Origin of the sequence: Eubacterium ramulus (assembly GCF_003122485.1) — a bacterium.
Taxonomy (GTDB): domain Bacteria; phylum Bacillota; class Clostridia; order Lachnospirales; family Lachnospiraceae; genus Eubacterium_I; species Eubacterium_I ramulus_A.
Window position 1 is genome coordinate 1 of the sequence record NZ_JRFU01000161.1, and the last position, 12,719, is coordinate 12,719.

At 43.7% G+C, this 12,719-nt stretch carries 11 protein-coding genes; 2 read left to right on the top strand and 9 right to left on the bottom strand.

Going from position 1 to position 12,719, the window contains the following annotated elements; translation table 11 throughout:
- Positions 1–159: 159 nt before the first annotated feature.
- The 3 genes from larC to larB form a co-directional block, all read right to left on the bottom strand.
- Positions 160–1,152, bottom strand: coding sequence for a LarC family nickel insertion protein (larC, locus tag LG34_RS13815; RefSeq protein ID WP_109216580.1), 993 nt, complete (start codon positions 1,150–1,152; stop codon positions 160–162).
- Positions 1,153–1,177: 25 nt separating this feature from the next.
- Positions 1,178–1,480, bottom strand: a complete 303-nt coding sequence (locus LG34_RS13820) for a metal-sensing transcriptional repressor (protein WP_333491117.1) — start codon at positions 1,478–1,480, stop codon at positions 1,178–1,180.
- A 106-nt stretch (positions 1,481–1,586) separates the two neighbouring features.
- Positions 1,587–2,336 carry a nickel pincer cofactor biosynthesis protein LarB gene (gene larB, locus LG34_RS13825; RefSeq protein WP_109216582.1) on the bottom strand — a complete coding sequence of 250 codons (750 nt, stop codon included), beginning with the start codon at positions 2,334–2,336 and terminating at the stop codon, positions 1,587–1,589.
- A gap of 312 nt (positions 2,337–2,648) precedes the next feature.
- Between larB and LG34_RS13830 the strand changes: the two genes are divergently transcribed.
- Together LG34_RS13830 and LG34_RS13835 are read left to right on the top strand one after the other, a co-directional pair.
- The gene (locus LG34_RS13830) at positions 2,649–4,166 is read left to right on the top strand and encodes a sigma-54 interaction domain-containing protein (RefSeq protein ID WP_109216583.1); all 1,518 of its coding nucleotides are present in this window, start codon (positions 2,649–2,651) and stop codon (positions 4,164–4,166) included.
- Between the two features lie 12 nt (positions 4,167–4,178).
- Positions 4,179–5,747 carry a sigma-54 interaction domain-containing protein gene (locus tag LG34_RS13835; protein ID WP_242979909.1) on the top strand — a complete coding sequence of 523 codons (1,569 nt, stop codon included), beginning with the start codon at positions 4,179–4,181 and terminating at the stop codon, positions 5,745–5,747.
- 69 nt (positions 5,748–5,816) lie between these two features.
- Here LG34_RS13835 and LG34_RS13840 read toward each other — a convergent pair whose 3' ends face one another.
- The 6 genes from LG34_RS13840 to LG34_RS13865 all read right to left on the bottom strand — a co-directional run bounded on the left by LG34_RS13840 (position 5,817) and on the right by LG34_RS13865 (position 12,614).
- Entirely contained in the window at positions 5,817–6,092 is a 276-nt protein-coding gene (locus tag LG34_RS13840) for a hypothetical protein (protein WP_109216584.1), read from the bottom strand.
- Positions 6,092–7,381, bottom strand: a complete 1,290-nt coding sequence (locus LG34_RS13845; RefSeq protein ID WP_109216585.1) for a DUF362 domain-containing protein — start codon at positions 7,379–7,381, stop codon at positions 6,092–6,094. The genes LG34_RS13840 and LG34_RS13845 overlap by 1 nt, the downstream gene beginning before the upstream one ends.
- A gap of 174 nt (positions 7,382–7,555) precedes the next feature.
- Positions 7,556–8,836 carry an MFS transporter gene (locus LG34_RS13850; protein WP_109216586.1) on the bottom strand — a complete coding sequence of 427 codons (1,281 nt, stop codon included), beginning with the start codon at positions 8,834–8,836 and terminating at the stop codon, positions 7,556–7,558.
- 333 nt (positions 8,837–9,169) lie between these two features.
- Positions 9,170–10,159, bottom strand: coding sequence for an ABC transporter permease (locus LG34_RS13855; protein WP_109216587.1), 990 nt, complete (start codon positions 10,157–10,159; stop codon positions 9,170–9,172).
- Positions 10,159–11,643, bottom strand: a complete 1,485-nt coding sequence (locus LG34_RS13860) for a sugar ABC transporter ATP-binding protein (RefSeq protein ID WP_109216588.1) — start codon at positions 11,641–11,643, stop codon at positions 10,159–10,161. Before LG34_RS13860 ends, LG34_RS13855 begins: the two co-directional genes overlap by 1 nt.
- Positions 11,643–12,614 (bottom strand): ABC transporter permease, encoded by a 972-nt coding sequence (locus LG34_RS13865; protein WP_109216589.1) that lies wholly within the window; start codon positions 12,612–12,614, stop codon positions 11,643–11,645. Before LG34_RS13865 ends, LG34_RS13860 begins: the two co-directional genes overlap by 1 nt.
- Positions 12,615–12,719 lie beyond the last annotated feature (105 nt).

The window sequence follows — 12,719 nt, forward strand, 5'->3', positions numbered from 1 at the left end:
GGCGCTCCCTTCATCACTATGTATCCAGCTAATTCCTCATGCAAGCATGGTCATTACCTGAATACATGTGATGAGTGAACTGTAACGTAATATATGAGCTGTTATCTTTCACTTATTTATCCGGAAATACCTCAACACTTACAGAGGTATCAGTCATCTCTATTTTTGATATCCAAGAAAAGCTCTTACACAGCTTAACTGTTCAAATTCTTTTGTGCCGAAACCATATCCGATTTCTTCAATTTCCATATTCATCTGTCTTGTGAATGTTTCAACAAAGTATTTTAAAATAGCGGCACCTGTCGGTGTCAGTAATTCCCCGTCAAAGCTGCTGCAATATACCGGCATGCCTTTGATGATCTCTGCGGTTGCCGGAGCCGGAACAGGAAGTACACCGTGTGCACAGCGAACAGTGCCATTTCCCACGCAGACCGGAGAAGCCTGAATCTCATCCACGCCAAGCATCTCGATGGCAAGACTGCTACCAACCACATCAATTAACGCATCCACAGAACCAACTTCATGGAAGTGGATCTGCTCCATATCGGTACGATGAACGGTACTCTCTGCGGCTGCGATAGCGCGGTAAATGCCTTCTGCATGTTTCTTTACGATATCGCTCAGATCCAGTGAACTGATTTTTTCCAAAATGGACGCAACACTTGTATGTGCATGATGTCCGTGACGATGTGCATGCATATGTCCATCTTCATGGTGAGGGTCGTGGGTATGTGCGTCTTCATGTGCATGATCGTGTCCATGACCATCCTCGTGAGTATGTACGTGTGCATCTTCGTGAGCATGATCGTGTCCATGACCATCCTCATCAGTATGTACATGGACTTCCTCATGGGTATGTTCTACACAATGACTGTGTTCATGGGTATGCTCATGCATCTCTCCATGATCATGATGATGCTCATGAGTATGCTCAACGCCTTCTTCTTCCCCGTTGATCTCAACTTTCATATGAATGCCACCGATTCCCTGTTTGCATGTTTCCTGCGGAATTACGTGCACTTCTTCGCTGATTGCATTTATTTTTTTCAAAAATATGGTTTTCTGTTCCTCTGTGAGCAGGCTGTATAATGCCCCCATCAGCATATCCCCGGCTGCTCCCGTCTTACATTCCAGATATAATACTTTCTTCATTTTAAATTCCCTCACTCAAAAAAATCTACTTCACGAACTTCTGGATCGCATCTCCAAACTCTTTGATCTTGTCGTAATCCTCGTCCTCAACTGCTTCTATGATACAATGATTCAGATGATCCATCAAAATTACTTTTCCGGCATTATTAATCGCAGAACGAACCGCTGCCAGCTGCGTCAGAATTTCCGAACAGTCATCTTCCCGGTCTACCATCCGTTTTACTGCCTCCAGATGACCAATGGCTCTTGCCAAGCGGTTAGAAACTGCCTTGGAATTTGGATGATGATGTCCATGACCATGCTCATGAGATGTGCCTTCCTCATGCAAATGATCATGATCCAGTCCAAGTTCATGTGCCAGTCTGTGCGCCTGTTCTGCCGCATCGGATCTCTGCTGTTTTTCCACCTTTGACTCTTTTACCTTTGCCATGTTCCTACCTCTTCATGATTTTGTTTGCCAGACATGCTGCTCCATATCCGTTATCAATATTTACTACACCGATTCCATTCGCGCAGCTGTTCAGCATGGAAAGTAATGCTGCCAGTCCTCCAAAACTTGCGCCATAACCTACGCTGGTTGGTACTGCGATCACCGGCACTTCCACCAGACCACCGACGACACTTGCCAGCGCGCCTTCCATACCTGCGATCACGATGATCACATCTGCACTCTGGATCCGGTCGATCTTGCCAAACAGACGATGAATACCTGCCACACCTACGTCGTATACACGGTCTACTTTGTCACCGAAAAATTCAGCGGTCAGTGCTGCTTCCTCTGCCACCGGAATATCGGAAGTACCCGCAGTCACTACTGCAATGGTTCCTTTTTCTGCTTTCGGCTCCGGCATCGCGCCAACCATGATGATTTTGGAAAGTTTTTCATATACCGCTTCCGGGGCAACCGCTTTTACTGCCTCATAAGCTTCTGCAGATGCCCGTGTCACCAGAATCCTTGCATTGTCATGCATCATATGGCTCACGATACCTGCAATCTGCTCCGGTGTCTTGCCCTGTCCAAAAATCACCTCTGCCTCTCCGGTGCGAAGATTTCTGTGCTGATCAATATTGGCATAGCCGATATCCTCATACGGCAAATGTTTCAAAGACTCCAGTGCCGTATCCACATCCATGCTCTTTTCCGAAACTTTCTTTAATATATCTGATAAATATGTTACATCCATGATTTGCCCTCCAGTTACAATTCGTATAGCATCTTTTGACCCCAACATCTTACTTTAATTATAATATACAGCAATTTTTGTGCCAGTTTTGTTTTTTCCATTTTTCCCATATTCTAGCAGAAAATCGGGCATTTTACAGCAATTACTGTTCCATTTTTTCAAAATAATATCATTTTTGTTGCAATTTTTAAACACCCTTCTTTTTTCCTTTGTTGCATTTTTCGAACAGACCTGCAACGACTGTTTACAAAATTGTTAAAAATTGCTATAATAACAGAACAGTTAAAACCCCAGGGGAGGGATTGTATACATATGAATCAATATTTAGCCATTTACCAGGTTCGGCAAATGCTGCAAAAGCTGATTTCGGAAACAGCTGATGCAGATCTTGCTGACAAACTGAAAAACATTGATCACCAGTTAAATTATTTTTTAGATAAGGGAATCGATTTTAAACAAGTGGTAGACGGGATTGACGACAGTATCTTTATCACAGACAACAAAGGAAATGTGTTATATGTAAATCCTGCCTACACACGCAACACAGGGATTGAATCGGAACGGGTAATTAACCATAACATTTATGATCTGATTGAAAAGGATAAGCTGTACAGCGGCGGCGCGATTCCGGATGTTTTAAGCACCGGAAAACCGGCATTCCGTCTCTCTACGACTTATGCCAACGGCACACCGCTGACCGGATACGCTTCCGGAACACCAATCTTTGACTCTGACGGATCGCTTAAGCAGGTCATTGCCAGCAGCCGACCGATTGTGTCCCTGCAGTCCTTGAAAGAAGATTTCAACACCTTTATCAAAGAGATTCAGGAGATGAATCCGCAAAATTCCTGTGCAGAATCAGAAAAATCCTTAAATGACGAAATGATCGGCAAAGACGGAACCCTTGCCAATATCTGGACGCTGATCAGTCATGTAGCACCATCTGATGCCACCGTTCTGATTACCGGTGAATCCGGTGCCGGTAAAGAAGTCATTGCGGATGAGATCTACCGAAACAGCAACCGCAACGACAAACCATTTGTAAAAATCAACTGTGCGGCAATCCCGGCACACCTTCTGGAATCCGAATTATTCGGTTATGAAAAAGGTGCCTTTTCCGGTGCAAATGCAAAGGGAAAACAGGGACTTTTTGAGCTGGCAAACCACGGAACTCTGATGCTGGATGAGATCGGTGATATGCCAATGGATCTGCAGGTCAAATTACTGCGTGCGATCCAGCAGCAGGAAATCACAAGAATCGGTGGTTCCCGTCCCATCAAACTGGATATCCGTTTCCTTGCACTGACCAACTCCAACTTAAAAGAGAAGATAGCAAACGGAACCTTCCGACAGGATCTCTATTACCGTTTAAACGTAATTCCGATCTATGTTCCGCCTCTGCGGGAACGTGTTGCAGATATCGAAGCATTGTGCAACCGCTTTATTGAAGTCTTTTCTGCAAAATACAACCGTCCGTTCTCTCTGACCGAACAGCAGTTAACCTACCTAAAACAATATTCCTGGCCGGGCAATATCCGTGAGCTGGAGAATATTATTGAGTATCTGGTGCTTTGCAGTTCCGGTATCGGACAGGTAGACGATTCCATCATTGCAGGACTGTTAAATATTTCTCAGGAACAGGAGCCGACAATCACCGCAGACATGGATTTCAGCAGCGCGGTTGCCCAGTTTGAGAAAAATCTTCTGGAGACCACATTAAAGACCTCCGGAAACCTTCGGGAAGCAGGCAAGAAACTGAATATCAATGCTTCCACCATTTCACGAAAAATTAAACAATACAATATTGACTATCCAAACAAAAAGGAATAATGCGTCAGAATCATGATGAATCAGCAAATTATTATATCCAATGTGTGTGAACAGCTTGCCGACATCTCAGCGTCTACTCAGAACGAATCTGCACAGCGCAAAATTCAGGATATTTTACAGGCTCTTCATACGTTTCAGTTACGAAATATTGATTACAAATCTGCCATCGATCATCTGACCGATGGCATTTTAATCAGCGATGCAACCGGAATGGTATTGTATATAAACAATGCCTTTGCCCAGAGCACACACATTCTCCCGGAAGAAATCCTGAACCACAAAATACAAGACTTGCAGGGCCAGGACAGGCTCTACACCGGCGGCGTCATTCAGGAAATTATAACAACACATAAAAGTGCGTTTCGACTATGCACGACTTATAAAACAGATCCGCCATTGCGTGGATATCTGGCAGGAACACCTATATTCAACGAAAACGGCGAACTTCATTTAATCGTAGTCTGTCACCGTTCTCTCATCACACTTCGCGACCTTCAATCAGATTTCCAGACATTTCTGCAGGAACTCCGACAAGTAGCTCCTAACAGTTCAAGTAACCCCGACACAAATGACAATTCCATAGTCTCATCGGAAAATATTATGATCGGAAAAAACGGATCTCTGGCCAATATCTGGAATCTGATCCGACATATTGCACCGACAGATGCTACCGTACTGATCACCGGCGAATCCGGTGCCGGAAAAGAAGTAGTTGCCGATGAAATATTTCAAAACAGTGCACGAAAAAACGAACCCTGCATCAAAATCAACTGCGCCTCCATTCCGGCAGACCTGCTGGAATCCGAATTGTTCGGTTATGAAAAAGGTGCCTTTTCCGGTGCGAATCCAAACGGCAAAAAGGGATTATTTGAACAGGCAAATCACGGTACGTTAATGCTGGATGAGATTGGTGATATGCCAATGGAACTACAGGTCAAACTGCTCCGTGCCATCCAACAGCAGGAGATTACCCGGGTCGGCGGTTCCCATCCCATCAAACTGGATATCCGTTTTATCGCATTAACCAACTCCAATCTGAAAGAAAAGATTGTAAACGGCACCTTCCGACAGGATCTGTACTACCGGTTAAACGTTATTCCGATCTATGTACCGCCTCTGCGAGAGCGCCTGCAGGATCTGGAAGCACTGTGCAACACCTTTATCCGGAAATATACGGAAAAATATCATTGCGCTTTTGCTTTCACAAATCAGCAGCTTAATCTGTTAAAAACCTATCACTGGCCGGGAAATATCCGTGAACTGGAAAATATTATTGAGTACGTGATATTATGCAGTGCCGGAGAAGGCACGATCGAAGATTCCGTTCTGTCCAGTCTGTTGAACTTAAGTCTTCCACCGGTGCACACCATTCTGGATACAGATTTCTACGGTGCGGTGGAACAATTTGAAAAACAGCTGATTGAAGAAGCGCTTACTTCCTGCGGAAGTCTGAGAAAAGCGGCAAAGAAATTAAATCTGAATCCATCCACGGTTTCACGGAAAATAAAATTGTATAACATTTTACCCCCCCCCGATGAAATCGTGATGATAACGCATCGTTCACAGCATTCACAGCAATAATAATGCCCCGCCAGCCGGCGGGGCATTTTATATAGAGAAAGTAATACACCTTTCGGTAATATTTATGAATTACGCGGTTGCTGCAGCACCGAATCTTTGTTCTGCCGCTACCTGTACCATTTCTTCCCAGGATGAAAATCTGGTACTTTCTTTTACGAAGTTATCCATCAGAAGCTGAGCGTAAACCATTTTATCGGCTTTCCAGTTCGTGATAACTGCGCTGGAATACTGAAATCCTTCAAAATTAGAAAAATTAGTATTTTCCTCCATGAATTCATCGGTAAAAATGGTATTCAGCAAATTGCGGAGCTTCTGATCCATGTCTACATACACGTATCCTTCCATTATCTCTCGTCCGGATGCTCCTCGTAATATTTGTCAGCAGCTTTGAATACAAAGTCACGCCATACTGCTGCGTCTCTTGCCATACATGGACGGATGATTTCTTCCTCCTGGTCACCCATACCATTGATGACTTCTTTTCTCTGAACGGTCAGATACAGTGCCGGCTCATTTGGCGGGCAGCCAAGGATCCAGTATGCATTCGGATGATCTTTCAGATATTTCTTTGTACAGTTTCCGTGAAGTACGATCTTCTCATCCGGAATATCCTTCGGAATCTCGTTCTTTCCACCGATAACAACTGTCATACCTGCGTTCTTGTCATACTCGTTAACAGCTTTCAGTTCTTCCATATTGATTGCAAGAAGTGCCTGGCAGCTTGAGCATGCGCCTTCACATTTTACATCATATTCCGGCCAACGTGTGCTCATGTCACCGATATATGGAATCCACATTTTTTTATAGCTTTCTTCGATGGTGTTACCAACAACCTCGATGTCCTCCAGGTCGTAGTTTCCAAGACCTGTCTCTTTTGCTACTTTGAAGTAATCTACACAGGAAGTATCGATACCTGTTACTTCACAGGCCACACGGTCGATAGCAACCGGATCTTTGGAACCAAGAATCATGTTTGTCTCGATCGGAACCGGCATATGCGGGCTGTATCCACTTGCTGCACGCATAGCATCCATGATGTTGATATCGGCACGACATGCACTCCATACATCCATCATAGCCATAGTCAGGTTCTGCTGATGCATCTGCATATGTACTTTATCCTGTACGACACCTTTGATGTTCTTTAATGCTCCTGAGAATACCATGCTGGCATGTGCTTTCAGGATCGGAAGGTTGATCAGGTGATCTGCTTCCATTAAGAATTTTGGAAGTAATACATGATCGATATTAGAACGGTAACCACGAACGGCAACATTTACCAGATCTTTGTCACGTTTGATATCTTTTAATTCAACGCCCTCTTCCTCTGCTACAGCAGCGATTCCACTTACGCGGAAACACTCCTCTGTATCACATCCGATTGCAGCTGCTTCTGCAACGATGATACGTTTCGGGTTCGCTTTTTTCACCTCACGGATAACGGCACGAACTACTTCCGGGTTCGTACATACAGATGTCTCAGGTGGCTCTGCATGTCCTGCGTTCGGTTTCAATACAACTGTGGAACCTTTTCTGATTACGTTTTCTACTCCACCCATAAGGTCGAATACTTTGGTCACATTCTCCTGAATGTCTGTTCCTTTTACAAGGGCAACCAGAGATTTTTTCGCCATATTATAATCCTCCTTTTTATGATACCTTGTTACTTACTTTATATATTGCAAATTCTGTGCCAGTTTTAAATGGCGCATTTGTGCGGTTTTTCTGACTTTTTTGTTGCGTCAACGCATTTTTCAATTATTTTTGTTGCAGATTTGTCACACATTTGTGCAACAACCTCTTATTCCTTATTTAGTTGTTTTCCAGTCAAGGTTGAACTGATGATCTTTTGTCAGACCAACGAAAATGATGTTGAGCAGAGCAATCACTGCAAGAATGAGATAACTCCATCTCAGGCTTCCGGTTGCATTTAAGCTGATACCGTTGATCATAAATGCACTTGCAGTCAAAATAGACTGAATTGGGAAGATGACACTGTTTACAGTCTCAAAACCATGGCGTCCGAATACAGATGACGGGAAGGATGTCATAAAGTTTGCGGAACCACCGATGGAAATACCAATCATAATAACTGCGATATACATACCTGCTGTGGTATTGGTAACATTGGAAAGAATTGCTGCTGCATACCAGATACAAAACAGGATCATAACTTTCTTTGTACCGAATTTGTCATCCAGAATTCCGATGAACCAGGAACCAAAGATACCAACGACAGCAATAACGGTCATCATGGAAATTGCCTGAGTTGCAGACATTCCAAGCTCCTGGTTTCGTACCACCAGCTGACTCATAACACCGGTAGAACAGCACTGTAAGAGACCTGTTGCGATACCTACTGTCCATACTGCCGGAGTTTTTAACAGTTTTCCAACCGTCCAGCGTTTGTCATCTTCTGCACTGTCTGTATCGTACTCTGCTTTAAACACTTCGTCAGATACCATATCCGGATTTAAACCACGTTCCTGCGGAGTATCGCGCATAAATACCAGACCGATTACTGCAAGAACTGCTACTAAAACGCCCGGAACGATAACACCTTTTTCAAATCCCATTTTTGCAATGATGAGTGTCATCATCGGAACCCAGGTTGCGGATGCGATATTTAATCCCATGGTTGTATATCCCATAACCACACCTTTACGTTTCGGGAACCACTGTGCTACCAGCGCACCACCTGCCACATAACCTGCGGACATAATAGAACCGATCAGACAGGTATAAGCGATGGTATACACTGCAAGATTCGGGCAGTTACCCATAACAATATATGCAACACCGGAGATGATCAGTGTGATCGCTGCCACTTTTCTGGCGCCAATCTTTTTGGTCAGCTGGGAAAATGCAATGTAGAAGATAACACCAAGAATTCCACCGTAAGAATTCATCTGCAGAACTGTTCCGGACTGAATACCAAGATGTTCCGCTACTGCCGGTGCTGTAATGTTGTTACCATCTGTACAAAATCCTACGAAGAACCAGAACATTGCCATACAGAAAATGATCGTACCCCATCCGGCTTTACCAAAACTTACCAATGAGTTGCCATTTTTTTTGTTTTTTTCCATAATAAAACTCCCTTCAACAACAAAAAAGTCAAAAAAAATAGAACCTAACCCTTTTCCATCAGATTCCGTTATTATTATCAAGAAAGTGTGCTATTGCGCACTTCCGTAATAATCATCTTTGAATAGCACATCTTTCTTGTCCGCGCTGAGCACAATTGCAACGCAATAATTTTCTCTTGTGCGAATGTGCATTATCTGCACGAAGTGCTTTGTTCATAGGAATTTCTGTAATTTCCTATGAATTTAAAACGCACTGACAATGTTACACACGCAATCATTGCCAGTGCATAAATTCATCTCTTATAGTATGACGCTATTTTTCAATAACATTCATTAGTGAGCCGCAGATTCTGCAACACTCTCCTTGTCTGCCAGAGCTGCCATCTTCAGATCCTTATTTACTGCCACTTTGCTGCAGTATACAGTTGTGATCAGGATTGCAACAAGGATAATTCCCTCGATTGCCTCTGAAAGGGCACTGGATACACCAAGGATGATCATTCCGTTCTCAATAACTACGATTGTGAAGGAACCAATGATCAGTTTGTAAATTTTTGCGGAAAAACCACCGGTTGTCAGAATACCGCCAAGGAAGATCGCCATCTGAACCTTCATCTCCAGCATATTACACAGTGTACTTGTAGAACCACCGACACGGCAGATCTGTACCAGACCGATGATACCTGCCATCAGACCGGAGATCATGAAGCAGATGATACGGATTTTCTTTACGTTGATACCTACGGAGTGAACGGTTCTCTCGTTCTCACCGATACATTTGCAGTAGAAACCGAATTTGGTATACTCAAATACAAACCATACGATCACGATCAGAGCAATCAGCAGAATAATTGTAAATGCAAAAGATGTTACAAAGCTGATTCCTTTTGGTGCTGCGATGGAGCTCTGCTGAAGCATAAAGTTCAGCAGTCCACGTCCTGCGATCAGGATTGCCAGTGTACACATGAAGGATCCTACATGGAATTTTGTAACAATAAAACCGATCAGTGCACCTAAAGCGGTAGAAAGGATAATTGTGACCGGAATTGCCACCCATCCTGCTGTCTGTCCAGAGATAACTGCTGCGATGCTGGAACAGAGAGCTGCACTTGCACCGATGGAAATATCTGTACCACCAAGTGCGATAACGAAAATACATCCCAAACTTCCGATGATGACCGGAACCACGTTTGTACAGAGCAGTTTTAAGTTGTAGGATGATAATGTTGCACCGTTTGATGCGACAGTAAAGATAATAAAGATACCTGCCAGAATAAAGATTGGCACAATATCCAGTAATTGAATTTTACCCTGCTTTTTCATTATACCATCACCTCAATAATTTCTTCCTCGTTGAAGCCGGAACTACGTCCGATCGTTTTCTTAACTTCGCCGTTTTTCATAACTACAATGTTGTCTGCCATACCGATTGCCTCTACCAGCTCATCGGTGATCATGATTGTGCCGATACCTTTTTTCTTGGCTTCTCTCAGACAATCATAGATATATGCTTTGACACCTACGTCAACGCCTCGTGTCGGGCAGTCAACGATCAGGATGCTCAGATCTTTTGCAAGCCATCTTCCTAAGTTTACTTTCTGTTTGTTACCACCGGACAGACCGTTTACGTTCTGGTTGGTGCCGGTACATTTCAGATGGAAAGATCTTCTGTTTTCCTCTGCCATTTTCTTTAACTGTGCGTAATTCAGGAAACCTGCTTTTCCTGCAACATCCTCGATGGACGGAAGTACAAAGTTTCTCATGATGGTTGTCTTCATCATCATAGCCTCGCCGTCACGATCCTTCGGAACGTAAGCCATCTTGTGCTCCAGTGCCTGAATAGACTGTGTGATCTTGACATTGTCTTTGTTCAGGAATACTTCGCCTTCCTTCGGTGTGGTCAGACCGTACGCGATCGGACCTACTTCGTGGATACCGGAATCACTCAGTCCGCAGAATGCAAGGATCTCACCTTTATGTAAGTCTACATTTAAGTTCTTTACGCCCTCTGTTGTAACGTTTTTGATGGAAAATACAACTTCGTCATCATAATCGTTTTCCCAGTCGGTACGATAGTAAGCGCCGCCAAGTTCACGACCTACCATTTTGCGTTTCAGAATGTCTTCGTTCAGACCTTCACTGGAAATTGTCTCAAGCAGCTCACCGTCTCGTAAGATGGAGATGGAGTCTGTCAGCTGGATTGCCTCGTCCAGATCGTGGGAGATCAGGATGATGGAACGTCCTTCGCCTTTGAATTTTTCGATCAGATTATATAAAACTTTACGGTTATCGTGGGAAAGTGACTGTGTCACCTCATCCAGAATCAGAATGTCCGGATCAGCTGCCAGTGCACGGATCAGCTCGACCATTTTTCTGTTCTCAATATTCATGCTGCCTGCCATACGTTTCAGGTTTACTCTCGGAAGTCCCCAACGATCGGAAACTGCGTTTGCCTGATCCTGCAGGTCGTTCATTTTGATAAATTTCTTTGTTTTTCCAAGATAGATATTGATGCTTGCCGGAAGAGAACCGATCATTCCCAACTCCTGTACGACCATTGCTACTTTATGGTTGTTGGCATCTACCGGGTTTTTCGGAGAATACTCTTCTCCACGGATGTACATTTTTCCAGAATCACTTCCGTACAGACCTGCGATCTGGGACAGAAGTGTGGATTTACCGGAACCATTCTCACCGGCAAGTCCGCGAACTTCTCCGGCTTTTAACTCAAAGTTGATATTTACATTTGCATGTGTAATTCCAAAACTTTTGTTAAGGTTTTCAATTTTCAACAATACTTCGCTCATTACTTGACAACCCCCTTAACTTTACGCTGTGCTAAGATAGCAAACAGGATTACGATAACACCAAGGATGAAATCCTGGAATGTACCAGACGGAACACCAAATAATGTCAACACGTTAAAGATCAGTGTGATCAGGAATGTTGAAATCGGTACCGCAATGATAACATTGATGGAGCTTGCCAGAGCAAGTGCCAGTAACGCTGCTGCCATCGGCTGGAATGTGGTACTTAAACTGGTCAGACCTGACTGTGCATTTACGAATGCTGCGTAGCTCTCTTTGATAACACCTGCATATCCAAAGAATGCACCTGCTACGATACCGCCAAGGATCATCGCTTTATCTACGTTGATACCCATTACCTTTGCTACATCTTCGTTGTCACCGGTTGCACGGTAGTTGATACCAAGTGATGTGTGATTAAAGATGATGTATGCAACAACGATACCGATGATCCAGCAAATGTAGATACCCGGCTGCTGTCCTAAGAAACGGATGTCATTGTTCATAACAACAACTTTCTGTCCTTTTGCAGCTACGCTGTTTGCATAGTTTACGGCGATCGCCTCATATACCATCAAAAGGCCAAGTCCTGCAATCCATGGCGGGATCTTTGTAATACGGTAAACTAAGAAGTTTAACAGCATACATCCAACACCAACTGCGATACCGCCGATTACCATTACCGGAACGCCGTATGCGTTTCCAAGAAGACCGGTTGCTGTACAGGCTAAGATTACGATTCCACCAGGGGAAAGGTCTGTTACGTTACCGGTAAATACGATCAAAAAGCCAAAAGCTACTAATGTCGGAACTACGGAACCTGCAAGAACGTTTTTCAGGTTCTTCGGGTTGAGCAGTTTGCCTTCTGTCAGTACGTTTAAGATAATGATTGCTACAATGACCGCTACTGCGATGACTGCGAAAGTAATCATTTTCTTTTTCGACTGCTTACTTAAACCTTGTGCACTCATATATTGCCTCCAAAATTATTTTCTAACTTCGTTTCTTATGTTTTAATTATTCTGGCAGATTGTAGATGGTATCTGCATATGTTTTCAGGAACTCATCATATGTAT